The organism is Brenneria goodwinii (genome assembly GCF_002291445.1).
GTDB lineage: Bacteria > Pseudomonadota > Gammaproteobacteria > Enterobacterales > Enterobacteriaceae > Brenneria > Brenneria goodwinii.
Genome location: NZ_CP014137.1, coordinates 3,899,311 through 3,925,686 on the forward strand (window position 1 = coordinate 3,899,311; position 26,376 = coordinate 3,925,686).

Here is a 26,376-nt window from a genome sequence, read left to right on the forward strand (position 1 = left end):
AAAATTGGCACCCTAATTGCTTATCTCTTGCCGCGGCGCTAAGCCGACAGGCAAGAATGGTGCATCTTATTTTTGCACTTCAAACACAACAGCATATAACAATTTAGTTACAAGGATGATTATGAAAAGAATGATTATTTCGACTCTGGTTGCCGGTGCGTCCTTGCTTGCAGCGATCAATCAGGCCCATGCCGGCGCGACTCTGGATGCCATTCAGAAAAAAGGGTTCGTACAGTGTGGTATCAGTGATGGGTTACCTGGTTTTTCCTATGCGGATGCCAGCGGTAAATTCTCCGGCATTGATGTTGACGTATGCCGTGGTGTGGCTGCCGCCGTATTCGGTGACGCGGATAAGGTAAAATATACTCCCCTGACGGCGAAAGAGCGTTTCACCGCGCTGCAATCAGGCGAAGTCGATCTATTGTCACGCAATACCACTTGGACCTCTTCTCGTGATGGCGGCATGGGCATGCTGTTCACCGGCGTCACCTATTACGATGGCATCGGTTTCCTGACGCACAACAAGGCCGGATTAACCAGCGCCAAAGAGCTGGATGGCGCAACGGTCTGTATTCAGGCGGGCACGGACACCGAACTGAATGTGGCTGACTACTTTAAAACGCATAAAATGCAGTACACGCCCGTCACCTTCGATCGCTCTGACGAAAGCGCCAAAGCGCTGGAATCCGGCCGCTGCGATACCCTGGCCTCTGACCAATCCCAGCTTTACGCGCTGCGCATCAAGCTGAGCAACCCCAGCGAATTTATCGTTTTACCTGAAGTGATCTCCAAAGAACCGCTGGGACCGGTAGTACGCCGCGGCGATGAAGAGTGGTTCTCTATTGTCCGCTGGACGCTGTTCGCGATGTTGAACGCAGAAGAGTTGGGCGTAACGTCACAAAACGTCGACCAGTTGGCCGCCAAACCCACCACTCCGGATATGTCTCATCTGCTCGGTCATGAAGGCAGCTACGGTAAAGATCTGAAATTACCGAACGATTGGGCGCATAAAATCATCAAGCAAGTCGGTAACTACGGCGAAATCTTTGAGCGCAATGTCGGTATGGGCAGCGAATTAAAAATCAAACGCGGCCTGAACGAATTATGGAATAAAGGCGGGATTCAGTACGCACCGTCCGTACGTTAATCCGCCAGCAGAAACAGAAACACGGGCGCAGCAGGATTGCTGCGCCCTCTGTATCCCCGCTATTGAGGCTTCAATATGCAACAACGCCCAACCGTGAAAAGTGATTTATCACTAACTAATCCAGCGGTGCGCGCCTGGCTGTATCAAATCATCGTTGTCATCGCCGTATTAGCTATCGCCGCTTACCTACTACACAATACCGTTACCAACCTGGCCCAGAGAGGGATCACATCCGGATTCGCATTCCTGAACAATAGCGCAGGCTTTGGGATTATCCAGCATCTGATTGACTACCAGCAAGGCGACACTTATGGACGTGTTTTCCTTGTCGGGTTATTCAATACCTTATTGGTTTCAGCGCTATGTATCGTCTTCGCCTCAATTCTTGGTTTTGTCGTTGGTCTGGCACGCCTGTCCGACAACTGGCTGCTGCGTAAGATCTCAACCATCTACATTGAAATATTCCGTAATATTCCGCCGCTGCTGCAGATTTTCTTCTGGTATTTCGCGGTACTGCGCAACCTGCCTGGTCCACGGCAGGCCATCAATGCCTTCGAAATTTCGTTCCTGAGCAACCGCGGACTTTATATCCCCTCGCCCGAAGCCGGGCCGGGTGCCGGCGCGTTTTTCCTGTCCATTATCATCACGCTGGTTGTCACGCTGATGGTTTTCCGTAGGAATAAACGCTACCACGCGCTCACCGGACAAATCAGAAAAACATGGCCGGTGGCGTTAGGACTTCTGGCGGCGTTGCTTGTGCTGAGCCACCTGATCTTTGGTCCGGCCATACATTGGAATGTGCCGGTATTACAAGGTTTTAATTTCCGCGGCGGCATGGTGTTAATCCCCGAATTAGCGGCGCTGACGCTGGCGCTATCGGTTTATACCTCTTCCTTCATCGCTGAAATTATTCGTTCCGGGATTCAATCCGTTTCTTACGGTCAGCATGAAGCGGCCCGCTCCCTTGGCCTGCCGAATCCGATAACGCTGCGCAAAGTGATTCTGCCTCAGGCATTGCGCGTCATTATCCCGCCGCTGACCAGCCAGTATCTTAACATCGTTAAAAACTCATCGCTGGCCGCCGCCATCGGCTACCCGGATATGGTATCGCTATTTGCAGGAACGGTGCTGAACCAGACCGGTCAGGCGATAGAAACCATCGCAATAACCATGTCGGTGTATCTCATTATCAGCCTGCTGATTTCGCTGCTGATGAACATTTACAACCGCAAGATTGCGTTAATAGAGCGCTAAGAGGATTACATGACGATGATTTCTCCAACACAGAACCGTCAGGCCTCGCTTTTTAAAGCGGTCTATTGGGCGCGACGTAATCTGTTCTCCAATATCACCAACAGCCTGCTGACGCTGCTTTGCCTGTGGCTGCTGTGGCTAGCCATTCCCCCGTTATTGAACTGGGCGGTCTTGCAGGCCAACTGGATTGGCACAACCCGCAACGATTGTACTCGGGAAGGCGCATGCTGGGTGTTTATCCATGCCAGATTCGGTCACTTCATGTACGGGCTTTACCCGGCAGAAGAGATCTGGCGCATCAACTTTGCGCTGGTTATCGGTTTGCTCAGCATCCTGCCGATGTTTTGGCGCAATCTTCCGCACCGCGGGCGCTACATTGCCGTCTGGGCCGTTACTTATCCTCTGGTCGCCTGGGGGCTGCTGCATGGCGGATTCGGCGGGCTCAGTCTGGTTGAAACCCGTCAATGGGGCGGGTTGACGCTGACGCTGATTATCGCCGCCGTGGGCATCGCGGGCGCTCTGCCGCTGGGTATTTTATTGGCGCTGGGGCGCCGCTCATCGTTACCCGTCGTACGCGTGCTCTCGATTGTTTTTATTGAGTTCTGGCGCGGCGTGCCGCTGATTACCGTGCTTTTTATGTCGTCCGTTATGCTCCCTCTGCTTTTAACGGAAGGCACAAATATCGATAAGCTGTTGCGCGCGCTGGTTGGCGTCATTCTTTTCCAGTCCGCCTATGTTGCCGAAGTGGTTCGCGGCGGATTACAGGCGCTGCCCAAAGGGCAGTATGAGGCGGCGGAGTCGCTGGGGTTGGGCTATTGGCGGATGCAGGGACTGGTTATCCTGCCGCAGGCGCTGAAAATGGTGATCCCCGGACTGGTGAACACCATTATCGCCCTGTTTAAAGACACCAGCCTGGTGATCATCATCGGCTTGTTCGATCTCTTCAGCAGCATTCAACAGGCGACGGTCGATCCGGCGTGGCTTGGTATGTCGACTGAAGGCTATGTTTTTGCCGCCATGGTCTATTGGATCTTCTGTTTCAGTATGTCGCGCTATAGCCAGCATCTGGAAAATCGTTTTAACACCGGACATAAGTCGCATTGAGGCCAGCCATGAATCAGAATTCTTTAACGCAATCTGCCGATCACATGATCACATTAGAGGATGTGAATAAGTGGTATGGACAATTCCACGTACTGAAAAATATTAATTTGCAGGTGAAACAAGGCGAACGGATCGTGCTTTGCGGCCCTTCCGGCTCCGGGAAATCCACCACAATACGCTGTATCAATCATCTGGAGGAACACCAACAGGGACGCATCGTGGTTGATGGCATCGAGCTGAACGACGATCTGCGGAATATTGAAAAAATCAGAACTGAAGTGGGTATGGTATTCCAGCACTTTAATCTGTTTCCTCATTTAACGGTGTTGCAGAACTGCACTCTGGCGCCGTGCTGGGTGCGGCATATACCGAAGAAAGAGGCGGAAGAGCTGGCGATGCATTATCTGGAACGGGTGCGTATTGCCGAACACGCGCACAAGTTTCCAGGGCAGTTGTCCGGCGGGCAGCAGCAGCGCGTCGCCATCGCCCGTTCGCTGTGTATGAAACCCAAGATCATGCTGTTTGATGAACCAACGTCGGCACTCGATCCGGAAATGGTGAAAGAAGTATTGGATACCATGCTGGGACTGGCGGAAGATGGCATGACGATGCTGTGCGTAACCCACGAAATGGGATTTGCGAAAACCGTCGCCGACCGGGTCATTTTTATGGATCAGGGTGAAATCGTCGAACAGGCGGCGCCAGAGATTTTCTTCTCTAACCCACGTTCCGAGCGGACGCAGGCATTCCTTTCTCAGATTCTGCATTAATCAAAAAGGAAGCCTGCCATACTTGACAGGCTTCCTTTCCCATTCCGTCACCTTCATCTCTCTTCCGCCGCCCAATACATCGATTTATAGGCCGATACCGTCAGCATCGTTCAGTGATAAAATCCATCCGGACACGCCATCAATTTGAATGTGGCGGCACTTGCCCCGTTGGCGGTAAACGTGGGGATTAACATATTGGGTGATGCATGTTGTTACTGATTGATAACTATGACTCTTTTACCTACAACCTGTATCAGTATTTTTGTGAGCTGGGTGCGGAAGTACAGGTCAGGCGTAATGATGAGCTAACGCTGGATGATATCGAACGGCTATCGCCGTCACGTCTCGTTATCTCTCCCGGTCCCTGCACGCCGGATGAAGCCGGCATTTCACTGGCGGCTATCCGCCGTTTTGCCGGCAAATTGCCCATCCTTGGGGTGTGCCTTGGGCATCAGGCCATGGGGCAGGCATTCGGTGCGCGCGTCATTCGCGCTCGTCAGGTCATGCACGGCAAAACATCGGTTATCCAACACAACGATACCGGTGTTTTTACCGGGCTGTCTCAGCCTTTGACCGTAACGCGCTATCACTCGCTGGTTATTGAACCCGCCTCTCTTCCTGACTGTTTTACAGTGACGGCCTGGAGCGAGCGCGATGGCGAACGTGACGAAATAATGGCGATTCGGCATCGTTCATTACCATTAGAAGGTGTTCAGTTTCATCCTGAAAGTATTCTCAGCCAGCAAGGACACCAACTTTTAGATAATTTTCTTAAAATAGAAATGGATAGAAAATAAATTTTCTTTCGAGGCGATTAAACATTGCCTGTGATTGATTTTTTATGCATATTTATTGACTATATTTTCACTCAGCAGTCGTTGATATCGGAGCGTGCAGGCAGATGGCAACAGATAAAAAAGCAGTAACTCGGGAAACTCACGACAAAGTTATTTTGCCGGTTTATGCACCAGCGCAGTTTGTGCCAGTAAAAGGTAAAGGGAGCAGAGTATGGGATCAGCAAGGGCGAGAATACATTGATTTTTCCGGCGGCATTGCCGTTACCGCGCTTGGCCACTGCCATCCCGCTCTGGTCGCCGCGTTAAAACAACAGGGAGAACAACTGTGGCACACCAGCAATATTTTTACCAACGAGCCGGCGCTACGGTTAGCCAGTAAGCTGATTAACGCCACCTTTGCCGACCGGGTGTTCTTTGTTAACTCGGGCGCGGAAGCAAACGAAGCGGCTTTCAAGCTGGCGCGACACTACGCGATTAAACGCCACAGCCCGTATAAAACCAAGATTATTGCTTTCTATAACGCGTTCCACGGACGCACGCTATTTACCGTATCGGTTGGCGGTCAGGCGAAATATGCCGATGGCTTTGGGCCAAAACCCGCCGATATCGTACACGTTCCTTTTAACGATCTGGCGGCGGTAAAAGCGGTGATGGACGACCATACCTGCGCCGTGGTGCTGGAACCCGTTCAGGGCGAAGGCGGCATTACGCCAGCAACGCAAGAATTCCTGCAGGGCGTACGCAAACTGTGCGATCAATATAAAGCGCTGCTGGTCTTCGATGAAGTACAATGCGGCATGGGCCGTACCGGTAAGCTGTTCACTTATATGCACTACGGTATTACGCCGGATATTCTGACTACAGCCAAAGCATTGGGCGGCGGCTTCCCCATCAGCGCGATGCTCACCACGGAAGAGATCGCCTCGGTAATGACCGTTGGCGTGCATGGCACCACGTATGGTGGCAACCCGCTGGCCTGTGCTGTAGCGGAAGCGGCGTTAGATACTATTAATACCCCGGAAGTGCTATCCGGCGTAGCGGAACGTCATGACCTGTTTGTCAGCGCCTTGGAAAAAATCAACCAACGGTATGATATTTTCGAACAAATTCGCGGCATGGGATTATTACTGGGAGCCGAGCTTAAGCCAAAATGGCATGGCCGAGCAGGCGACTTCTTAGCCGCGGCGGCGGAACACGGTGTAATGGTATTAATGGCAGGGCCGAACGTGATTCGCTTTGTGCCGTCTCTGGTTATCGATCCTAAAGAGGTGGAAGAAGGAATGGCGCTGTTCACCAAAGCAGTGGAGCAGGTGGTTAATTCCGCCGGTTGATACGACGCTATTTCCAATTAGCAAAAAGCCTTGGATCCCACCAGGGCTTTTTTATCACGCCAGACCACCCTTGCAGATAACCTATTCACAGATGCGCAAAACAAAAGGCCCAGTCTTTCGACTGGGCCTTCCGCTTGATTTGATGCCTGGCAGTTCCCTACTCTCACATGGGGAGACCCCACACTACCATCGGCGCTTCGGCGTTTCACTTCTGAGTTCGGCATGGGGTCAGGTGGGACCACCGCGCTATCGCCGCCAGGCAAATTCTGTTTTATCCCAACCGTTGCGTCTTCTTTCCTACGCAACCATCAGAACCAATCTTTGAACAAGCTAAAATTCTCTGAGTCTATTCGTATCATCCTGATACTCACCCCTACGGGGCCAGTGCTCCGCACTGTTCAAAATCGTTCCCGACGATTTTGTCTCTCAAAACACCTTCGGTGTTGTAAGGTTAAGCCTCTCGGGTCATTAGTACCGGTTAGCTCAACGCATCGCTGCGCTTACACACCCGGCCTATCTACGTCGTCGTCTTCAACGGCCCTTCTGGGGACTCAAAGTCCCAGGGAAGACTCATCTCGAGGCAAGTTTCCCGCTTAGATGCTTTCAGCGGTTATCTCTTCCGCACTTAGCTACCGGGCAATGCAATTGGCATCACAACCCGTACACCAGTGGTGCATTCACTCCGGTCCTCTCGTACTAGGAGCAACCCCTCTCAATCTTCCAACGCCCACGGCAGATAGGGACCGAACTGTCTCACGACGTTCTAAACCCAGCTCGCGTACCACTTTAAATGGCGAACAGCCATACCCTTGGGACCTACTTCAGCCCCAGGATGTGATGAGCCGACATCGAGGTGCCAAACACCGCCGTCGATATGAACTCTTGGGCGGTATCAGCCTGTTATCCCCGGAGTACCTTTTATCCGTTGAGCGATGGCCCTTCCATTCAGAACCACCGGATCACTAAGACCTGCTTTCGCACCTGCTCGAGCCGTCACTCTCGCAGTCAAGCTAGCTTATGCCTTTGCACTAACCTCCTGATGTCCGACCAGGATTAGCTAACCTTCGTGCTCCTCCGTTACTCTTTGGGAGGAGACCGCCCCAGTCAAACTACCCACCAGACACTGTCCGCAACCCCGCTCAGGGGCCCACGTTAGAACATCAAACATTAAAGGGTGGTATTTCAAGGTTGGCTCCATGCAGACTGGCGTCCACACTTCAAAGCCTCCCACCTATCCTACACATCAAGGCTCAAGGTTCAGTGTCAAGCTATAGTAAAGGTTCACGGGGTCTTTCCGTCTTGCCGCGGGTACACTGCATCTTCACAGCGAGTTCAATTTCACTGAGTCTCGGGTGGAGACAGCCTGGCCATCATTACGCCATTCGTGCAGGTCGGAACTTACCCGACAAGGAATTTCGCTACCTTAGGACCGTTATAGTTACGGCCGCCGTTTACCGGGGCTTCGATCAAGAGCTTCGCCCTAAGGCTTACCCCATCAATTAACCTTCCGGCACCGGGCAGGCGTCACACCGTATACGTCCACTTTCGTGTTTGCACAGTGCTGTGTTTTTATTAAACAGTTGCAGCCAGCTGGTATCTGCGACTGGTCTCAGCTCCGTCCGCAAGGGACTTCACCAAATCCAGCGTGCCTTCTCCCGAAGTTACGGCACCATTTTGCCTAGTTCCTTCACCCGAGTTCTCTCAAGCGCCTGAGTATTCTCTACCTGACCACCTGTGTCGGTTTGGGGTACGATTGATTGTTACCTGGTGCTTAGAGGCTTTTCCTGGAAGCGTAGCATCGGTTACTTCATCACCGTAGTGACTCGTCATCACGCCTCAGTGTTAACAGTGTTCCGGATTTACCAAAAACACCCACCTGCACGCTTAAACCGGGACAACCGTCGCCCGGCCAACCTAGCTTTCTCCGTCCCCCCTTCGCAGTAACAACCAGTACAGGAATATTAACCTGTTTCCCATCGACTACGCCTTTCGGCCTCGCCTTAGGGGTCGACTCACCCTGCCCCGATTAACGTTGGACAGGAACCCTTGGTCTTCCGGCGTGCGGGTTTTTCACCCGCATTATCGTTACTTATGTCAGCATTCGCACTTCTGATACCTCCAGCAACCCTCACAGGCCACCTTCAACGGCTTACAGAACGCTCCCCTACCCAACAACACATAGTGTCGCTGCCGCAGCTTCGGTGCATGGTTTAGCCCCGTTACATCTTCCGCGCAGGCCGACTCGACCAGTGAGCTATTACGCTTTCTTTAAATGATGGCTGCTTCTAAGCCAACATCCTGGCTGTCTGGGCCTTCCCACATCGTTTCCCACTTAACCATGACTTTGGGACCTTAGCTGGCGGTCTGGGTTGTTTCCCTCTTCACGACGGACGTTAGCACCCGCCGTGTGTCTCCCGTGATAACATTCTCCGGTATTCGCAGTTTGCATCGAGTTGGTAAGTCGGGATGACCCCCTAGTCGAAACAGTGCTCTACCCCCGAAGATGAATTCACGAGGCGCTACCTAAATAGCTTTCGGGGAGAACCAGCTATCTCCCGGTTTGATTGGCCTTTCACCCCCAGCCACAAGTCATCCGCTAATTTTTCAACATTAGTCGGTTCGGTCCTCCAGTTAGTGTTACCCAACCTTCAACCTGCCCATGGCTAGATCACCGGGTTTCGGGTCTATACCCTGCAACTTAACGCCCAGTTAAGACTCGGTTTCCCTGCGGCTCCCCTATTCGGTTAACCTTGCTACAGAATATAAGTCGCTGACCCATTATACAAAAGGTACGCAGTCACCCCACCCCAAAACACTCACTGCTTGTTTTGTGTGTTGCTCATCGCAAAAAACGCGATGACAACCGTCACCTCGACATCCGCATTGCCTTTCGGCCCGGAAGTGTTTTGGTGGTGGGGCTCCCACTGCTTGTACGTACACGGTTTCAGGTTCTATTTCACTCCCCTCGCCGGGGTTCTTTTCGCCTTTCCCTCACGGTACTGGTTCACTATCGGTCAGTCAGGAGTATTTAGCCTTGGAGGATGGTCCCCCCATCTTCAGACAGGATATCTCGTGTCCCGCCCTACTCATCGAGCTCACAACCTGTGCATCTTCGTGTACGGGACTGTCACCCTTTGTTGTGCGACTTTCCAGACGCTTCCACTGACACACAAGCTGATGCAGACTCTGGGCTCCTCCCCGTTCGCTCGCCGCTACTGGGGGAATCTCGGTTGATTTCTTTTCCTCGGGGTACTGAGATGTTTCAGTTCCCCCGGTTCGCCTCATCACACTATGTATTCATGTGATGATAATGTGTCGAAACACACTGGGTTTCCCCATTCGGGTATCGTCGGTTGTAACGGTTCATATCACCTTACCGACGCTTTTCGCAGATTAGCACGCCCTTCATCGCCTCTGACTGCCTAGGCATCCACCGTGTACGCTTAGTCGCTTAACCTCACAACCCGAAGGTGTCTTTCGACATCTCGCGCTGCGATTATTTGAGAGACTCTGATACAGCCAAATCACATCTCAGTACTACACGGAGAGATATGTTTAGCCGCATCGTTTCAAATTTCAGCTTGTTCCAGATTGTTAAAGAGCAAATATCATAAAACCTGACTATTACTAATCAGCTTTAGGATATGGCGTAAGCATTAAAATATCGACTTACTGGATGACCCCCGCTTTCACCGGAATGGTCGGATGCGCTGGCGTCCCCTAGGGGATTCGAACCCCTGTTACCGCCGTGAAAGGGCGGTGTCCTGGGCCTCTAGACGAAGGGGACACGACACCGTACTTTGTTGACGCTTTTGCTCATGACTTTCATCAGACAATCTGTGTGGACACTGCACATTACCTACATCAGGCTTTTGGTAAGGAGGTGATCCAACCGCAGGTTCCCCTACGGTTACCTTGTTACGACTTCACCCCAGTCATGAATCACAAAGTGGTAAGCGCCCCCCCGAAGGTTAAGCTACCTACTTCTTTTGCAACCCACTCCCATGGTGTGACGGGCGGTGTGTACAAGGCCCGGGAACGTATTCACCGTAGCATTCTGATCTACGATTACTAGCGATTCCGACTTCATGGAGTCGAGTTGCAGACTCCAATCCGGACTACGACGCACTTTATGAGGTCCGCTTACTCTCGCGAGGTCGCTTCTCTTTGTATGCGCCATTGTAGCACGTGTGTAGCCCTACTCGTAAGGGCCATGATGACTTGACGTCATCCCCACCTTCCTCCGGTTTATCACCGGCAGTCTCCTTTGAGTTCCCACCCGAAGTGCTGGCAACAAAGGATAAGGGTTGCGCTCGTTGCGGGACTTAACCCAACATTTCACAACACGAGCTGACGACAGCCATGCAGCACCTGTCTCAGAGTTCCCGAAGGCACATTCGCATCTCTGCAAACTTCTCTGGATGTCAAGAGTAGGTAAGGTTCTTCGCGTTGCATCGAATTAAACCACATGCTCCACCGCTTGTGCGGGCCCCCGTCAATTCATTTGAGTTTTAACCTTGCGGCCGTACTCCCCAGGCGGTCGACTTAACGCGTTAGCTCCGGAAGCCACGGTTCAAGACCACAGCCTCCAAGTCGACATCGTTTACGGCGTGGACTACCAGGGTATCTAATCCTGTTTGCTCCCCACGCTTTCGCACCTGAGCGTCAGTCTTCGTCCAGGGGGCCGCCTTCGCCACCGGTATTCCTCCAGATCTCTACGCATTTCACCGCTACACCTGGAATTCTACCCCCCTCTACGAGACTCTAGCCTGCCAGTCTTGAATGCAGTTCCCAGGTTAAGCCCGGGGATTTCACATCCAACTTAACAGACCGCCTGCGTGCGCTTTACGCCCAGTCATTCCGATTAACGCTTGCACCCTCCGTATTACCGCGGCTGCTGGCACGGAGTTAGCCGGTGCTTCTTCTGCGGGTAACGTCAATGAATAAGGTTATTAACCCTACTCCCTTCCTCCCCGCTGAAAGTACTTTACAACCCGAAGGCCTTCTTCATACACGCGGCATGGCTGCATCAGGGTTTCCCCCATTGTGCAATATTCCCCACTGCTGCCTCCCGTAGGAGTCTGGACCGTGTCTCAGTTCCAGTGTGGCTGGTCATCCTCTCAGACCAGCTAGGGATCGTCGCCTAGGTGGGCCCTTACCCCGCCTACTAGCTAATCCCATCTGGGTTCATCCGATGGTGTGAGGCCCGAAGGTCCCCCACTTTGGTCTTGCGACGTTATGCGGTATTAGCTACCGTTTCCAGTAGTTATCCCCCTCCATCGGGCAGATCCCCAGACTTTACTCACCCGTCCGCCGCTCGCCGGCAAAGAAGCAAGCTTCTTCCCGCTGCCGCTCGACTTGCATGTGTTAGGCCTGCCGCCAGCGTTCAATCTGAGCCATGATCAAACTCTTCAATTTAAGATTTGTTTGATTCGCTAAGTTAATAGCTGTGCTCAAAGAATTAGTAACTGTTTATTCGTAATGAATTTACTGTCAGTCACTCTTCAAGACTTTTTTATATCGTTGCCGATACGGTCTTGTGAGTGCCCACACAGATTGTCTGATTAAATTGTTAAAGAGCAGTGCCACATTAACCTGTGGCGCGGGCGGCATATACTATGCTTTTCCGCTGTGAAGTCAAGTAATTATTGCCTGACTTCCGACTCGCCGCACAACCGCGCAAGCGCTGTTGCCGGGTCAGTGGGAGCGCATTATAGGGACTTCTGAGCAGGCCGCAACAGGTAATTTGCATAAAAACCACCGTTTGCTGCATTACACAGCAAAAGGCCGGTTTATACCCTTTTGTGCACAAACTTATCCACAGAACGGATTCTTGCTGAAATTAGACGAGCATCACGCAAACGTTTTCGCTACAATTCTTCCGCGAAAAAACGCACCTTCTTTACTGTGAACGCTAACTGAATATTTTTCTTTGTCTTGCAGAGATGCACAATAAATGAAGAAAAAGACGATATTCACGTACTGTTCTTTACTGACTACCCAATCCAAGGGATACATCATCATGCAACAACCTCGTCCTATCCGCCGTGCTCTGCTCAGCGTTTCTGACAAAGCAGGTATTGTCGACTTTGCTCAAGCCTTATCACAACGGGGAGTTGAGCTTCTCTCTACCGGTGGCACGGCACGCCTGCTGGCTGATGCTGGTTTACCGGTCACGGAAGTGTCTGACTACACCGGTTTCCCGGAAATGATGGATGGACGCGTTAAAACTCTGCATCCGAAAGTGCATGGCGGCATTCTTGGGCGCCGCGGTCAGGACGATGCCATCATGGCGGAGCACGATATCCAGCCTATTGATATGGTTGTCGTAAATCTTTATCCGTTCGCCCAAACCGTCGCCCGCCCAGACTGCAAACTGGAAGATGCCGTCGAGAATATCGATATTGGCGGGCCGACCATGGTTCGCTCCGCGGCCAAGAACCATAAAGATGTCGCCATCGTAGTGAAAAGCAGCGACTACAACACCATCATTAATGAGCTGGATGCCAACAACGGCTCGCTGACCTACGAGACGCGTTTCGATTTGGCGATCAAAGCGTTTGAGCACACCGCCGCTTATGACAGCATGATTGCCAACTACTTTGGTTCGCTGGTGCCGCCTTATTATGGCGAAACAGACAAACCATCAGGACGCTTCCCCCGCACGCTCAATCTAAACTATGTGAAGAAGCAGGACATGCGCTATGGCGAAAACAGCCACCAGCAGGCCGCTTTCTATATAGAAGAGAATGTAGCGGAAGCCTCTGTTGCGACATCCCGGCAATTGCAGGGTAAGGCGTTGTCTTACAATAACATCGCCGATACCGACGCCGCGCTGGAGTGTGTGAAAGAGTTCACGGAAGCGGCCTGTGTGATCGTCAAACACGCCAACCCGTGCGGTGTCGCCACCGGCGGCTCGATTCTGGACGCCTATGAGCGCGCCTACAAAACCGATCCCACTTCTGCTTTCGGCGGCATTATCGCCTTTAATCGTGAGTTGGACGAACAGACCGCGCAGGCCATCGTCAGCCGTCAGTTTGTCGAAGTGATTATCGCGCCATCCATCAGCGATGCGGCGTTAAAAGTCACCTCCGCTAAACAGAATGTTCGCGTGCTCGCCTGTGGCGCATGGCAACAGCGCGTGCCTGGTCTGGATTTCAAACGCGTGAACGGCGGCCTGTTGGTGCAGGAACGCGATCTGGGAATGGTCGATGCCTCTCAGTTACGCGTGGTGACCGAGCGTCAACCCAGCGAGCAGGAACTGCGTGATGCGCTGTTTTGCTGGAAAGTCGCTAAGTTTGTAAAATCCAATGCCATTGTCTATGCCAAAGACAACATGACCATCGGTATAGGCGCGGGTCAGATGAGCCGGGTTTATTCCGCAAAAATCGCCGGCATCAAGGCCGGTGATGAAGGGCTGGAAGTTGAAGGTTCAGCCATGGCTTCCGATGCCTTCTTCCCATTCCGCGATGGTATTGATGCCGCCGCGGCCGTCGGCATCACCTGTGTCATTCAACCCGGTGGTTCTATCCGTGACGATGAAGTCATTGCCGCAGCCAACGAACACGGCATCGCGATGATCTTTACCGATATGCGCCATTTCCGTCATTAATTCAGGATCTGACGAACATGAAAATTTTAGTTATTGGTAATGGCGGACGCGAGCACGCGCTGGCCTGGAAAGCCGCTCAGTCGCCGCTGGCGGATATCGTTTATGTCGCGCCGGGAAACGCCGGTACGGCGCTGGAAGCAGGGCTGAGCAATGTCGATATTGCCGCAACCGATATTCCCGCGTTGGTCGCGTTTGCGCAGCAGAAGCAGATCGATTTAACCATCGTGGGGCCGGAACAGCCTCTGGTTATTGGCGTGGTGGACGCTTTTCGCGCCGCCGGGCTGAAAATTTTCGGACCCACGCAGGCTGCCGCGCAGTTGGAAGGCTCGAAATCCTTTACCAAAGATTTCCTTGCCCGCCATAACATTCCTTCCGCGGAATACCAGAACTTTACCGAAGTCGAACCGGCGCTGGCCTATGTCCGCAGCAAAGGCGCGCCCATAGTAATCAAAGCTGACGGTCTGGCCGCCGGGAAAGGCGTCATCGTCGCCATGACGCTGGAAGAGGCGGAAAACGCCGTTCAGGATATGCTGGCAGGCAACGCGTTCGGCGATGCCGGTCATCGAATCGTGGTGGAAGAGTTTCTGGACGGCGAAGAAGCCAGTTTCATTGTCATGGTCGATGGCGAACACGTGCTGCCGATGGCCACCAGTCAGGACCATAAACGTGTCGGCGACAAAGACACCGGTCCGAACACCGGCGGCATGGGCGCCTATTCCCCTGCGCCGGTGGTGACCGATGAAATTCACCAGCGCGTGATGGATCAGGTGATCTGGCCGACGGTGAAAGGCATGGCGGCCGAAGGCAATGTCTACACCGGCTTCCTGTACGCCGGACTCATGATTTCCGCCGATGGTCAGCCAAAGGTGATTGAATTCAACTGCCGTTTTGGCGATCCGGAAACCCAGCCCATCATGCTGCGTTTGCGTTCCGATCTGATCGAATTGTGCCTGGCGGCCTGCGACGGCAAGTTGGATGAAACAGACTCCGTGTGGGATGCGCGACCTTCATTAGGCGTGGTGCTGGCATCGGGCGGCTACCCCGGCGATTATCATACGGGAGACGTGATTTCTGGCTTGCCGCAGCAAGATGCTGAAGATGGTAAAGTCTTCCACGCGGGAACAAAAATGGATGGCGAGAACGTCGTGACCAACGGCGGACGCGTACTGTGCGTTACCGCATTGGGCAAGACGGTCGCCGATGCCCAGAAACACGCCTATGCGCTGGCTGCGGAAATCCAATGGCAGGGATGTTTCTGTCGAAAGGATATTGGCTATCGCGCGATTGAGCGGGAACAAGACTGACAAACTGACAAGCCCGGAGGAATCCGGGTTTTTTATGCGTCGCACAGATTATCAAGATAGAATCGCCACCATGTCTGAGCGATTAAAGCTGACTTGAGCTTATAGCCTGTCTGCTTCCGCGTCCCAGCGGCAGAAATCCCCCCGATCGACCAGCAGCAGTTGCGTCCCTTCCGATGCTTCCAGCCATGCAATACCCAGCGGACCGGTGAGCTGTTGTCTCTTTTGGGCAATCCAATTCTGTGCTGATTGATCAAAGTCAGGACGAGTGCGCGAACCATCACAGGCAATCACCTGAGCGTCCTGCAATGTTCCCTGTTTTAGCGTGACCCTGCCGGCCAGCAGAACATCACTGAGTTCCCATAGTCTTTTGGCATCCCACTGATAGAGCGTAAGATCGTCATCGGAGATTGACTCACGCCGCTCTGCCAACTGACGTTGCATAAAGCTGACGGTGCCGTCTTCCGCAAAACGTAACTGGGTATCATCTTTCTGGCCTTCCAGGGTTCTTTTGATTTCACGCAGGTTACCCTGTTGATACAAATAACGGGTCACCACCGTATTATCGCCCTGAAACGGGTTATAAACCGATATCAGCCTGATGGTATCGTGCTGGGCGTCGTCTTTCCGCCACAGACGGACAATTCCGCGATCGGAAATATAACCGCTGGCAAAAACTGATGGAGGGGGAGTATGACCGCTACAGGCCACGATTGAGAGGATCGCTGCGCCGATGCCGAGCCGACGCAATAAAAGCAAAAGGGGCGAACCCGCCCCCCTGCTTAAACTCTTAACCGGCATTGACTTATTTAACTGCGTCTTTCAGAGCCTTGCCAGAAACAAACGCTGGCACATTGGCTGCAGCAATTTTGATTTCTTTACCAGTTTGTGGGTTGCGGCCAGTGCGCTCGTTACGATGGTTTACTTTAAACGTACCAAAACCAACTAATTGTACTGCATCACCTTCTTTCAGAGACTCGGTAATTGCCGCCAGAGTTGATTCCAGAGCAGCTTTTGCTTGTACTTTTGAAAGATCAGCTTTGTCCGCAATTACATCAATCAGTTGAGTCTTATTCATAAGTTATCCTTACAGTGTGTTTATCGCTTGCTAAGCATCGAGTGCGACGGATATGCCATGACAGCACTCTCCTGCATACACGCACCGACAGCCACTTTTTTTACGCACCCCAAATGTAGACCAGACAGGGTGCGGATGTGAAGTCTTTAGACATACCATTTCAAGCCTTAAATCACGTTTTATTGTGTTATTGGCTTAAATTTATCCCAATGTTACTACTTCCGGCCTCACGCAGATCGGCACGAAGCCCTTTAATCAATTCAATATCACGTTCTTCACAGGCAGCCAGCAGGCGAAAAATCTCCCACTGGATGTCCCATTCATCTTCGACTGCCGGTAAAACATTCAATTCGTCATCGGTCATTTCTTTACCGGCCTGCGTCATTTCCAGCATGGCGACGGTACGAATCGACGTTTCACTGACAGCAATCGCATGCTCCAGCGTTTCACCGCTTAAACGGGAATGAAGCAGTTCACCTAAAGCAATACACGCATCGATCGCCGGGTAGACACCATAAATATCATAGTCATCCGCGACAGGAATTGCCTCTTCTAATTTCTCTAATTGGCTATCAAAATTGACTTTCGCATCTTTGACCACCAACGTTTCCCAAACCAGGTCGAGAATACGACGGTAAACCATGGCGTCGCCGAACTCGGTTTGCTGACAGAACTCATGGTAATTGGGATACATACGTTCGCAAAGGCATGCCATAAAAGTAACATGCTGCCAGCTTCCTAGCTTTTCCAAACGCAAATGAATCGGGTTACGTAACATCTTTATGCTCGCTATAAGCTATGGGCGGCAGTGTACCTGAAATTAACGCCGCGCCCTATGCCTGTATTCCTAAAGTTTTTGTAACGAGAGCTATCGCAGCATCTGTTGTTGCCAACGCTGAAAAGCAGGACGGTTAGACGCCACCACATCGGCCCAGCGCGTGGGTTCGGGCAGACGATAGCCACGCATGCAACGTTTCACCCACAACAACGCCGTGTCCGAGCTGACGCGATGGCCTGTCGCCACGAACAGCGGATTACAGCGCGCTTTGCTGCGCCATACCCAGCCGATCTGCTCGCCTTTATCCAGCAATGGCTGCTGACTGCCTACCTCATCTGATAATAGCTCGAAATGCCCGCACAGACGGCGCTTCGCCACGCCAATCGTCGGGACATTCACCAAAAGACCGAAATGACTGGCGACGCCAAGCCGGCGTGGATGCGAAATACCATGCCCGTCAACAAATAACAGATCCGGCTTTTGCTCAAGCTGCGTCCAGGCCGCCATTAAGCCCGGGCATTCCCGAAAGGATAGAAAACCGGGAATGTACGGCATCGTCGTGCCGACACGCGCAATTTTATACTCCACCAATTCCAGCGACGGGTAGCGCATCAAGGCGATGGCCGCACGGGTCACCGCGCCATCCTGTTCAAACCCCACATCGGCACCGGCAATGAACGCCGGCTGCTCAAAGGGCAGATCGTCATAGCGAATAATTTCCGCGGCACGCGTCAGTTGCTCCGCGCGCAACGACTGGGTATCAATCACACGTCCCCCTATGAATGATAGACGCGGGATAACGCATGCACCGCATCAACAAATACGCCCGCATGCTCTGGCGGCACATCCTGATGAATACCATGTCCCAGATTAAACACGTGCCCGCTTCCCTGGCCGAACCCCGCCAGAATAGCCGCGACCTCTTGCTCAATCCTGGCCGGCGGCGCATAAAGCATGGAAGGATCCATGTTTCCCTGTAGCGCGACCTTATCGCCAACGGCGCGACGCGCGTCGGCAATATCGATGGTCCAGTCTACGCCCAGCGCATCACAGCCGGTTTGCGCCATCGCTTCCAGCCACTGGCCGCCCCCCTTGGTAAACAGGGTGACAGGCACGCGCCGGCCTTCATTTTCGCGCTGCAGGCCATCGACGATTTTGTGCATGTAATGCAGGGAAAATTCACGATAGTCACGACCGCTCAGCACTCCGCCCCAGGTATCGAACACCATTACCGCCTGGGCGCCCGCGCGAATTTGCGCGTTCAGATAAAGAATGACGCTGTCCGCCAGCTTATCCAGCAACAAATGCAGGGTTTTCGGCTGGGCAAACATCATTTTTTTAATGATGGTAAATGCCTTACTGCTGCCGCCTTCAACCATATAGGTGGCTAATGTCCAGGGGCTGCCGGAAAAACCGATCAGCGGCACCGCGCCGGCAAGGTTCTTGCGGATGGTGCGCACCGCATTCATCACATAAGCCAATTCCTGTTCCGGATCGGGAACCGGTAAATTCACCACATCGGCGTGACTGGCAATCGGAGACTGAAAACGCGGGCCTTCGCCCGTTTCAAAATAAAGCCCCAGCCCCATCGCATCGGGAATGGTCAGGATATCTGAAAACAGGATCGCCGCATCAAGATCGTAACGCCGCAAAGGCTGCAGCGTGACTTCACAGGCCAGTTCCGCATTTTTACACAGCGACATGAAATCACCGGCCTGGGCGCGGGTTGCCTTATATTCCGGCAAATAACGCCCCGCCTGACGCATCATCCACACCGGCGTTACATCGACAGGCTGGCGTAACAACGCCCGCAGGTAGCGATCGTTTTTCAGATCAGTCATCTGTTTTTCCTTTCGTTATCATCCCGGTGCATCACGCCGCCGTTGATGGTAATACGTTCGTTACCGTTCTCATGATAGGCGCGGCACAACGCCACCGTGTCCTCTATCAGTCGGCGCGCCACCGTGCCCGGCGGCGGTAAAAGCGGAAGGCGGTCATAGCGGAACCAGCCGGCATCCCGCAGCTCTGAAGGATCGTGCTGAACTTCGCCCCCCGCATAGTCGGCCATAAACGCCATCATCAGCGAGTGCGGGAAAGGCCAGGGCTGAGAACTGATATAACGCAGGTTCTTAATTTCAATACGGCTCTCTTCCATCACTTCGCGAGCCACCGTCTGTTCCAGCGTTTCCCCCACCTCGACAAACCCGGCCAACACCGTATACATATTGCCCCGGTGACGATTATGCTGCGCCAGTAAAATCTCATCGCCCCGCCGGATCGCCACGATAATACAGGGCGCGATCTGCGGATAATAACGTTCCTTGCAGTGCAGGCACAGGCTGGCCAGTTCGGTTTTACTGCGCACCATTTCATGGCCGCAATAGCCGCAGAACTTGTGAGCGCGGTAAAACTCCGCCAGTTGCACGCCCCGGCCGGCCATTTGAAACAGGCTGGCGTCCTGATCGATAAGTTGGCGCACAGACGTCATACCGGATTCCCGGTTCCGGCAAACCAGCCACATCGGTTGCCCCTGCCACTCGCCGATCCTGCGAGCGGTTTCACCCTGCAAAGACCAACTTTCCGCCGTTCCCTGCGGTAATTCTCCCTGAGGAAGCCATATTTGATTCGAGTGACTGACCACCCACCATCCGGTTTCGTCACCTTTTAGCGTTTGTTCCATATCGTTTATTGCCCCATTATCACTTCACTAGCCCTTTACCATTCAGGGTGATTTAGCTAACGTTCATAACCAACGGCTATTTTTATCATTCACGGAGCCAATAATGCTAAACCAGTTACAAAGCCTGACTGAACTCGTCGGTGGCAATAATGCGTTAATCGACCAGTGGCTACAAGCGCGTAAACAGCTCCTGATTACTTACTACCAGTTGGTTGGCATCAAGCCCAACAAAGACGCATACTCACGCCTCGATGAAAAAGCGTTGGATAACTTTCACCAGAATCTGGTTGATTATCTTTCAGCCGGTCACTTTCATGCGTATGAACGGATATTGCAGGAAGCCGCTGCCTTAAGCGAACAGAAGCTGTCGCAGTCTGCAAAGCTTGATTGCGCCTTACAAGACAACACGCAACAGATTATGGACTTCTATGACGGTCACCTGGCGACGTCAATCGATCATGACAACTGTATAGCATTCCAGCAAGCGCTCTCCAACGTCGGCGAATTGCTGGAAGAACGCTTTACGTTGGAAGATGAAATGATTCGTCTGGTTTGTGATAATCAATATTGAGACCAATCATAAACCGATCATCCTCCCGCTGAAAGCCTCGGTCTGATGAGCAAAACACCGCTTTTCTTCACAGACCGGGCAGGCAGTCTTTGACATGCACCGCCTGCCGTCCTACAGTGTCATCGTTGTAATCAGCCTGCTAACAGTGGGGCTATCTTGTCGGAGTGCCTAGCGCGTTTCCGTTTGTTGTTTCTTTTCAACAAGCAATGAAAATGCACGGGCTGAGACCGTTAATTCGGGATCCGCGGAACCTGATCGGGTTAATACCTGCGAAGGGAACAAGAGTAATATGCCTGATTAACCCCTAGATGTCGTTTCCGCGTTAATCTGCATGGCATCAATTCTGTTATTACTCCCTCCGAACTCCAGACAAGCAATTTTCCCTTTACGTGTTATAGGAACTTGCTATGTCTACAGAAAAATCGCGCGCAACATCGCCCAAAACCAACCGTCGTGAGCAACGAGCCGCCGCCCAGCAATTCATTGATACATTGCAGGGCATGGCATTTCCCAATTCCCAACGTATTTACCTCACCGGTCCGCGTGAAGATATCCGTATCCCAATGCGCGAGATCGAGCTCAGCCCGACGCTAATCGGCGGCAGTAAGGATAATCCGCAGTACGTCGACAATGAACCGATCCCAGTTTATGACACCGCCGGTCCGTACGGCGATCCGGCTTTATGCCCGGATGTGCGTATCGGACTCAACCGGCTGCGATCGAACTGGATTGCCGAACGTAACGACACGGAAACGCTGCCCGGCGTCAGTTCCGATTTCACCCAACAGCGCCTGGCGGATGCCGGACTCGACCATCTTCGTTTCGAACACCTGCCCCGTCCCCGCCGCGCCAAAGCGGGAAAATGCGTGACCCAACTGCACTATGCCCGTCAAGGCATCATCACCCCGGAAATGGAATTCATCGCGATACGTGAAAATATGGGGCGCGAACGCATTCGAGGCGAAGTGTTACGCCAGCAGCACCCCGGCCAGAGCTTCGGCGCCAATTTGCCGGAGAACATCACTGCGGAGTTTGTGCGTCAGGAGGTCGCCGCCGGCCGCGCCATCATTCCAGCCAATATTAACCACCCCGAATCCGAACCGATGATTATCGGCCGCAATTTTCTGGTGAAGGTGAACGCCAACATCGGTAATTCCGCTGTGACCTCCTCCATCGAGGAAGAAGTGGAGAAGCTGGTGTGGTCAACCCGCTGGGGCGCGGATACCGTGATGGATCTGTCCACCGGGCGTTATATTCATGAAACCCGCGAATGGATCCTGCGCAACAGCCCGGTGCCGATTGGCACGGTTCCCATTTATCAGGCGCTGGAAAAAGTTAACGGCGTGGCGGAAAACCTGAACTGGGAGATGTTCCGCGATACCCTGCTGGAGCAGGCGGAACAGGGCGTCGACTATTTTACCATTCACGCGGGCGTGCTGCTGCGCTATGTCCCCATGACCGCCAAACGGCTGACCGGCATCGTCTCCCGCGGCGGCTCAATCATGGCGAAGTGGTGTCTGTCGCATCATCAGGAGAGCTTTCTGTATGAACATTTCCGCGATATTTGTGCAATCTGCGCCGCGTATGACGTCGCGTTGTCGTTAGGAGACGGCTTACGCCCCGGCTCGATTCAGGATGCCAACGATGAAGCGCAGTTTGCCGAACTGCATACGCTGGGGGAACTGACCAAAATTGCCTGGGAATACGATGTACAGGTCATGATTGAAGGGCCGGGACATGTGCCGATGCAGATGATCCGCCGCAATATGACGGAAGAGCTGGAACACTGCCATGAAGCGCCGTTCTATACGCTTGGCCCGTTGACCACCGATATCGCTCCCGGTTACGACCATTTCACCTCGGGTATCGGCGCGGCGATGATCGGCTGGTTCGGCTGCGCCATGCTCTGCTACGTTACGCCCAAAGAGCACCTCGGGTTACCTGACAAAGAGGATGTAAAGCAGGGACTGATTACCTACAAAATCGCCGCCCACGCCGCCGATCTGGCGAAAGGCCACCCCGGCGCGCAAATCCGCGATAACGCCATGTCCAAAGCGCGCTTCGAATTTCGCTGGGAAGATCAGTTCAATCTGTCGCTCGATCCCGAAACCGCTCGCGCCTACCACGACGCCACGCTGCCGCAGGAATCCGGCAAGGTCGCCCATTTCTGCTCCATGTGCGGACCGAAGTTCTGCTCGATGAAAATTTCGCAGGAGGTTCGTGATTACGCGGCGCGGCAGGAAGCCGAAGCCAAACCGATCGAAGTGGGAATGGCGCAAATGTCGGAGGCGTTTCGGTCCCGCGGCGGCGAGCTTTACCACAGTGCCACCAGCCTGCAAACGGAGGAGAGCAAATGACAACCGCTCAGACAACGACCCCCTTTGCCCCCACCGCGCACCGGCTCGGCCTCTACCCGGTGGTGGACAGCGTAACCTGGATTGAACGGCTGCTCGGCGCGGGCGTTAAAACGATCCAACTGCGTATCAAGGATCGTACCGATCAACAGGTCGAACAAGACGTTATGCAGGCCATCGCATTAGGCCGCCATTACCAGGCCCGATTGTTTATCAATGACTACTGGCGGCTGGCGGTAAAACATCAGGCCTATGGCGTTCATCTGGGGCAGGAGGATCTGGACACGGCCGATCTCTCCCTCATTAAACAGGCCGGCCTGCGCCTCGGCGTTTCCACCCACGACGATCGGGAATTGGCGCGCGCGATAGCCATCAACCCTTCGTATATCGCACTGGGGCATATCTTCCCCACGCAGACCAAAGAGATGCCCTCGGCGCCTCAGGGAATCGCCGAGCTGACCCGCCATGTGGCGGAGCTTGGGGAGCGCTTCCCAACCGTCGCTATCGGCGGCATCAGTCTGGAGAGGGTTCCCGCGGTATTGGCCAGCGGAGTCGGCGGCATTGCCGTGGTCAGCGCAATCACCCAGGCGCCGGACTGGCGCCAGGCCACCGCGGCATTGCTCCGTATGATTGAAAAGCGGGAGGTGTAATGTGTTAAGCGACCAAGAATTTCTGCGCTATAGCCGCCAGCTTCTGCTGGAAGACATTGGGCCGGAGGGCCAGGAGAAGCTCAAGTCCGCCAGCGTTTTGCTGGTAGGGCTAGGCGGACTAGGCGCCCCCGCATCGATGTATCTGGCCGCAGCCGGCGTCGGCACGCTGCTATTGGCGGATGATGACAGGCTGCATCTGACCAACCTCCAGCGGCAAATTCTTTACCGCACGGCTGATGTAGACAAACCCAAGGCTGAACTGGCGCAACGGCAGCTACAGGCATTAAACCCAAACGCGGAGATCGTCGCCCTGACTGAGAGACTCGGCGGCGAAGCGCTGTATCAGGCGGTTAACCGCGCCGATGTGGTGCTGGATTGCAGCGACAATATGGAAACCCGCCACGCCGTTAACGCCGCCTGTGTTCATGCCGGAAAACCGCTGATCAGCGGCAGCGCGGTCGGTTTCAGCGGACAGTTGCTGGTACTGACGCCCCCTTACCATCAGGGCTGTTACGCCTGTCTGTATCCCGATGCGGCAGAGCCGCGGCGTAATTGCCGCACGGCGGGCGTGCTCGGTCCGGTCGTCGGCGTCATCGGCACGCTACAGGCGCTGGAAGCGATCAAACTACTGGCCGGCTTGCCTTCGCCGCTGAGTGGAAAGCTGCGGCTGTTCGATGGAAAACAACAAAGCTGGAACACCCTGCAGCTCACCCGCGCGGCCCATTGCCCGGTCTGTGGAGAGCCGGCATGAAAATTACCCTAAACGACCAGACTATCGAGCTGGCGGACGCACTGACCGTCGAAGCGCTGCTGACACAGTTAAACCGCCTGCAACCCGGTACGGCGCTGGCCATCAATCAGACCATTATCCCACGTGACGCCTGGACTCAGCATCAGATTCAGGACGGGGATGATATTTTGCTTTTTCAGGCCATCGCGGGAGGATGACATGCTGCAAATTGCCGATACAACTTTTACATCCCGGCTGCTAACCGGCACCGGAAAATTCGCCACGCCTGAAATCATGCTGGCGGCCCTGCACGCTTCCGGTTCACAACTGGTCACCATGGCCATGAAACGCGTTGACCTGAAAGGCGGCAACGATGCGCTCCTCGCTCCGCTACGCCAGTTGGGTATCAAGCTGTTGCCGAACACTTCCGGCGCCAAAACAGCCGATGAAGCGGTGTTTGCCGCCCAACTGGCGCGTGAAGCCCTGGGCACGCATTGGGTGAAACTGGAAATCCATCCGGATATGAAATATCTGCTCCCCGATCCGCTCGAAACCTTGAAAGCCGCCGAGCGATTGGTCAAAGACGGCTTTGTCGTGCTGCCCTATTGCGGAGCAGACCCGGTGCTGTGCAAACGGCTGGAAGAGGCGGGGTGCGCCGCCGTCATGCCGTTAGGCTCGCCAATCGGCTCCAATCAGGGGCTGCAAACCCGCGATTTCCTGCGCATCATCATTGAGCAGGCGCGCGTTCCCGTGGTGGTGGACGCCGGGATCGGCGCGCCCAGCCACGCCACGGAGGCATTGGAAATGGGGGCGGACGCCGTACTGGTCAATACCGCCATTGCCGTCGCCCGCGATCCGGTAAAGATGGCGCAGGCATTCAGGATCGCGGTGGAAGCCGGCGCGCTGGCGAATCAGGCCGGACTGGGAAATAAACAGTACATCGCCAGCGCCACCAGCCCGCTGACCGGTTTTCTGCACCAGCAAACGGAAGGAGCTATCTGATGGAAAACGACTTTCAAACCGTCTGGCAACAGCTCGACTGGGATGACCTGACCCTGAGGATTAATAGCAAAACCACTCGGGATGTTGAGCGGGCGCTCGGCGCGGCGCGTCCAGACCGGGAAGACTTTATGGCGTTGATCTCCCCCGCCGCCGCACCATACCTGGAGGCGTTGGCGCAGCGGGCGCAGCAGCTCACTCGTCAACGATTCGGCAATACGGTGGGGTTCTACGTACCGCTATACCTCTCCAACCTCTGCTCAAACGACTGTAGTTACTGCGGTTTCTCCATGAGCAACCGCATCAAGCGCAAAACGCTGGATGACGAGGAGATCCTGCGTGAATGCGCGGCAATCAAAAAGCTGGGGTTCGATCACCTGCTGCTGGTAACCGGCGAACATCAGCGAAAAGTGGGAATGGATTACTTCCGCCGAGTCTTTCCGCTGATCCGTCCGCATTTCAGTTCGCTGATGATCGAAGTGCAACCGCTGGAGCAGCAGGCGTATGCCGAGTTGAAAACGCTGGGGTTAGACGGCGTGATGGTGTATCAGGAAACCTACCATCCGGCAACTTATCAACACCACCATCTGCGCGGACAAAAACAGGATTTTTACTGGCGGCTGGCCACGCCGGATCGCTTAGGCCGCGCCGGGATCGATAAGATCGGCATCGGCGCCTTGATCGGTTTGTCGGACAGTTGGCGAACCGACTGTTATATGGTGGCGGAACACCTGCTTTATCTGCAGCAAACCTACTGGCAAAGCCGCTATTCCATTTCATTCCCCCGGCTGCGCCCCTGCGCCGGCGGCATCGAACCGGCATCGATAATGGATGAAGCGCAACTGATGCAGGTGATTTGCGCTTTCCGCCTGCTGTCGCCGGACATCGAGCTATCGCTGTCCACCCGGGAATCCTCCTTCTTCCGCGATCATATGGTGCCCATCGCGATAAACAACGTCAGCGCTTTTTCGAAAACGCAGCCGGGCGGCTACGCCGATAATCATCCCGAATTGGAACAGTTCTCGCCGCATGATGCCCGCCGGCCGGAAGAGGTTGCTCAGGCGATAATTCAGGCCGGGCTACAGCCGGTATGGAAGGACTGGGATGGCTATTTGGGACGAGGTTCGCACTAGGCGGGAAACGCTGAACATCGGAGGAAATCTCTCTGGATGGCGCCTGGCAAAACGCGCAATAGGCGATCGTCAAGATGCATCCCGATG

At 53.9% G+C, this 26,376-nt stretch carries 20 protein-coding genes, 1 tRNA gene, 3 rRNA genes, 1 pseudogene and 1 riboswitch; of the genes and pseudogenes, 15 read left to right on the top strand and 10 right to left on the bottom strand.

Going from position 1 to position 26,376, the window contains the following annotated elements; genetic code table 11:
- Positions 1-121 precede the first annotated feature (121 nt).
- From ACN28R_RS17340 to argD, 6 genes are all read left to right on the top strand, one after another.
- On the top strand, positions 122-1,147 hold the full coding sequence (locus ACN28R_RS17340; RefSeq protein ID WP_048636561.1) for an amino acid ABC transporter substrate-binding protein: 1,026 nt from the start codon (positions 122-124) through the stop codon (positions 1,145-1,147).
- Between the two features lie 75 nt (positions 1,148-1,222).
- Positions 1,223-2,401, top strand: a complete 1,179-nt coding sequence (locus ACN28R_RS17345; protein WP_095835054.1) for an amino acid ABC transporter permease — start codon at positions 1,223-1,225, stop codon at positions 2,399-2,401.
- Between the two features lie 9 nt (positions 2,402-2,410).
- Positions 2,411-3,505, top strand: coding sequence for an amino acid ABC transporter permease (locus ACN28R_RS17350; protein WP_048636563.1), 1,095 nt, complete (start codon positions 2,411-2,413; stop codon positions 3,503-3,505).
- 8 nt (positions 3,506-3,513) lie between these two features.
- The gene (locus ACN28R_RS17355) at positions 3,514-4,275 is read left to right on the top strand and encodes an amino acid ABC transporter ATP-binding protein (RefSeq protein WP_048636564.1); all 762 of its coding nucleotides are present in this window, start codon (positions 3,514-3,516) and stop codon (positions 4,273-4,275) included.
- A gap of 206 nt (positions 4,276-4,481) precedes the next feature.
- On the top strand, positions 4,482-5,072 hold the full coding sequence (locus ACN28R_RS17360) for an aminodeoxychorismate synthase component II (RefSeq protein WP_048636565.1): 591 nt from the start codon (positions 4,482-4,484) through the stop codon (positions 5,070-5,072).
- Positions 5,073-5,176: 104 nt separating this feature from the next.
- Entirely contained in the window at positions 5,177-6,403 is a 1,227-nt protein-coding gene (argD, locus tag ACN28R_RS17365) for a bifunctional acetylornithine/succinyldiaminopimelate transaminase (protein ID WP_095835055.1), read from the top strand.
- Between the two features lie 144 nt (positions 6,404-6,547).
- Here argD and rrf read toward each other — a convergent pair.
- The 4 genes from rrf to ACN28R_RS17385 form a co-directional block, all read right to left on the bottom strand.
- Positions 6,548-6,663, bottom strand: a 5S ribosomal RNA gene (gene rrf / locus ACN28R_RS17370).
- A gap of 187 nt (positions 6,664-6,850) precedes the next feature.
- A 23S ribosomal RNA gene (locus tag ACN28R_RS17375) occupies positions 6,851-9,860 on the bottom strand.
- 254 nt (positions 9,861-10,114) lie between these two features.
- A tRNA-Glu gene (locus ACN28R_RS17380) sits at positions 10,115-10,190 on the bottom strand.
- Positions 10,191-10,279: 89 nt separating this feature from the next.
- Positions 10,280-11,821 (bottom strand): 16S ribosomal RNA (locus ACN28R_RS17385).
- Together the 16S, 23S and 5S rRNA genes with 1 tRNA gene alongside form the textbook arrangement of a ribosomal RNA operon.
- A gap of 604 nt (positions 11,822-12,425) precedes the next feature.
- On the opposite strand from ACN28R_RS17385, the gene purH reads away from it, so the two are divergent.
- Both purH and purD read left to right on the top strand, forming a co-directional pair.
- Positions 12,426-14,015, top strand: coding sequence for a bifunctional phosphoribosylaminoimidazolecarboxamide formyltransferase/IMP cyclohydrolase (gene purH / locus ACN28R_RS17390; protein ID WP_095835057.1), 1,590 nt, complete (start codon positions 12,426-12,428; stop codon positions 14,013-14,015).
- Between the two features lie 17 nt (positions 14,016-14,032).
- Positions 14,033-15,319, top strand: a complete 1,287-nt coding sequence (gene purD, locus ACN28R_RS17395; protein WP_095835058.1) for a phosphoribosylamine--glycine ligase — start codon at positions 14,033-14,035, stop codon at positions 15,317-15,319.
- 99 nt (positions 15,320-15,418) lie between these two features.
- On the opposite strand, the gene ACN28R_RS17400 is transcribed toward purD, so the two are convergent.
- From ACN28R_RS17400 to nudC, 6 genes and pseudogenes are all read right to left on the bottom strand, one after another.
- The gene (locus ACN28R_RS17400) at positions 15,419-16,117 is read right to left on the bottom strand and encodes a DUF1481 domain-containing protein (RefSeq protein ID WP_048636569.1); all 699 of its coding nucleotides are present in this window, start codon (positions 16,115-16,117) and stop codon (positions 15,419-15,421) included.
- 4 nt (positions 16,118-16,121) lie between these two features.
- On the bottom strand, positions 16,122-16,394 hold the full coding sequence (hupA, locus tag ACN28R_RS17405) for a nucleoid-associated protein HU-alpha (RefSeq protein WP_009114799.1): 273 nt from the start codon (positions 16,392-16,394) through the stop codon (positions 16,122-16,124).
- A 187-nt stretch (positions 16,395-16,581) separates the two neighbouring features.
- Positions 16,582-17,172 carry a YjaG family protein gene (locus tag ACN28R_RS17410; RefSeq protein ID WP_048636570.1) on the bottom strand — a complete coding sequence of 197 codons (591 nt, stop codon included), beginning with the start codon at positions 17,170-17,172 and terminating at the stop codon, positions 16,582-16,584.
- Positions 17,173-17,262: 90 nt separating this feature from the next.
- Positions 17,263-17,940: a deoxyribonuclease V gene (gene nfi, locus ACN28R_RS17415; protein WP_095835059.1), complete on the bottom strand. Its 678-nt coding sequence runs from the start codon at positions 17,938-17,940 to the stop codon at positions 17,263-17,265.
- An 8-nt stretch (positions 17,941-17,948) separates the two neighbouring features.
- Positions 17,949-19,013: a uroporphyrinogen decarboxylase gene (gene hemE / locus ACN28R_RS17420; protein WP_095835060.1), complete on the bottom strand. Its 1,065-nt coding sequence runs from the start codon at positions 19,011-19,013 to the stop codon at positions 17,949-17,951.
- A gap of 65 nt (positions 19,014-19,078) precedes the next feature.
- Positions 19,079-19,852, bottom strand: a pseudogene (gene nudC, locus ACN28R_RS17425) (NAD(+) diphosphatase); the annotation flags it as partial.
- A 103-nt stretch (positions 19,853-19,955) separates the two neighbouring features.
- Here nudC and rsd point away from each other — a divergent pair.
- The 7 genes from rsd to thiH all read left to right on the top strand — a co-directional run bounded on the left by rsd (position 19,956) and on the right by thiH (position 26,289).
- Positions 19,956-20,423, top strand: coding sequence for a sigma D regulator (gene rsd, locus ACN28R_RS17430; protein WP_095835062.1), 468 nt, complete (start codon positions 19,956-19,958; stop codon positions 20,421-20,423).
- Positions 20,424-20,573: 150 nt separating this feature from the next.
- Positions 20,574-20,718, top strand: a riboswitch (TPP riboswitch).
- A 112-nt stretch (positions 20,719-20,830) separates the two neighbouring features.
- On the top strand, positions 20,831-22,780 hold the full coding sequence (gene thiC / locus ACN28R_RS17435; protein WP_095835063.1) for a phosphomethylpyrimidine synthase ThiC: 1,950 nt from the start codon (positions 20,831-20,833) through the stop codon (positions 22,778-22,780).
- Positions 22,777-23,427: a thiamine phosphate synthase gene (gene thiE, locus ACN28R_RS17440; protein ID WP_095835064.1), complete on the top strand. Its 651-nt coding sequence runs from the start codon at positions 22,777-22,779 to the stop codon at positions 23,425-23,427. The genes thiC and thiE overlap by 4 nt, the downstream gene beginning before the upstream one ends.
- 1 nt (position 23,428) lies before the next feature.
- Positions 23,429-24,178 (top strand): HesA/MoeB/ThiF family protein, encoded by a 750-nt coding sequence (locus tag ACN28R_RS17445; protein WP_095835065.1) that lies wholly within the window; start codon positions 23,429-23,431, stop codon positions 24,176-24,178.
- On the top strand, positions 24,175-24,375 hold the full coding sequence (thiS, locus tag ACN28R_RS17450) for a sulfur carrier protein ThiS (protein WP_048636577.1): 201 nt from the start codon (positions 24,175-24,177) through the stop codon (positions 24,373-24,375). Before ACN28R_RS17445 ends, thiS begins: the two co-directional genes overlap by 4 nt.
- Before the next feature lies 1 nt (position 24,376).
- Positions 24,377-25,159, top strand: coding sequence for a thiazole synthase (locus ACN28R_RS17455; RefSeq protein WP_095835066.1), 783 nt, complete (start codon positions 24,377-24,379; stop codon positions 25,157-25,159).
- Positions 25,159-26,289 carry a 2-iminoacetate synthase ThiH gene (gene thiH / locus ACN28R_RS17460; protein WP_095835067.1) on the top strand — a complete coding sequence of 377 codons (1,131 nt, stop codon included), beginning with the start codon at positions 25,159-25,161 and terminating at the stop codon, positions 26,287-26,289. Before ACN28R_RS17455 ends, thiH begins: the two co-directional genes overlap by 1 nt.
- The last annotated feature ends 87 nt before the right edge of the window (positions 26,290-26,376 follow it).

Excerpts from the sequence above, each read along its gene's own strand:
- ACN28R_RS17340 (WP_048636561.1), top strand. The coding sequence starts at position 122 with ATGAAAAGAATGATTATTTCGACTCTGGTTGCCGGTGCGTCCTTGCTT.
- ACN28R_RS17345 (WP_095835054.1), top strand. The coding sequence starts at position 1,223 with ATGCAACAACGCCCAACCGTGAAAAGTGATTTATCACTAACTAATCCA.
- ACN28R_RS17350 (WP_048636563.1), top strand. The coding sequence starts at position 2,411 with ATGACGATGATTTCTCCAACACAGAACCGTCAGGCCTCGCTTTTTAAA.
- ACN28R_RS17355 (WP_048636564.1), top strand. The coding sequence starts at position 3,514 with ATGAATCAGAATTCTTTAACGCAATCTGCCGATCACATGATCACATTA.
- ACN28R_RS17360 (WP_048636565.1), top strand. The coding sequence starts at position 4,482 with ATGTTGTTACTGATTGATAACTATGACTCTTTTACCTACAACCTGTAT.
- argD (WP_095835055.1), top strand. The coding sequence starts at position 5,177 with ATGGCAACAGATAAAAAAGCAGTAACTCGGGAAACTCACGACAAAGTT.
- purH (WP_095835057.1), top strand. The coding sequence starts at position 12,426 with ATGCAACAACCTCGTCCTATCCGCCGTGCTCTGCTCAGCGTTTCTGAC.
- purD (WP_095835058.1), top strand. The coding sequence starts at position 14,033 with ATGAAAATTTTAGTTATTGGTAATGGCGGACGCGAGCACGCGCTGGCC.
- ACN28R_RS17400 (WP_048636569.1), bottom strand. The coding sequence starts at position 16,117 with ATGCCGGTTAAGAGTTTAAGCAGGGGGGCGGGTTCGCCCCTTTTGCTT.
- hupA (WP_009114799.1), bottom strand. The coding sequence starts at position 16,394 with ATGAATAAGACTCAACTGATTGATGTAATTGCGGACAAAGCTGATCTT.
- ACN28R_RS17410 (WP_048636570.1), bottom strand. The coding sequence starts at position 17,172 with ATGTTACGTAACCCGATTCATTTGCGTTTGGAAAAGCTAGGAAGCTGG.
- hemE (WP_095835060.1), bottom strand. The coding sequence starts at position 19,013 with ATGACTGATCTGAAAAACGATCGCTACCTGCGGGCGTTGTTACGCCAG.
- rsd (WP_095835062.1), top strand. The coding sequence starts at position 19,956 with ATGCTAAACCAGTTACAAAGCCTGACTGAACTCGTCGGTGGCAATAAT.
- thiC (WP_095835063.1), top strand. The coding sequence starts at position 20,831 with ATGTCTACAGAAAAATCGCGCGCAACATCGCCCAAAACCAACCGTCGT.
- thiE (WP_095835064.1), top strand. The coding sequence starts at position 22,777 with ATGACAACCGCTCAGACAACGACCCCCTTTGCCCCCACCGCGCACCGG.
- thiS (WP_048636577.1), top strand. The coding sequence starts at position 24,175 with ATGAAAATTACCCTAAACGACCAGACTATCGAGCTGGCGGACGCACTG.
- ACN28R_RS17455 (WP_095835066.1), top strand. The coding sequence starts at position 24,377 with ATGCTGCAAATTGCCGATACAACTTTTACATCCCGGCTGCTAACCGGC.
- thiH (WP_095835067.1), top strand. The coding sequence starts at position 25,159 with ATGGAAAACGACTTTCAAACCGTCTGGCAACAGCTCGACTGGGATGAC.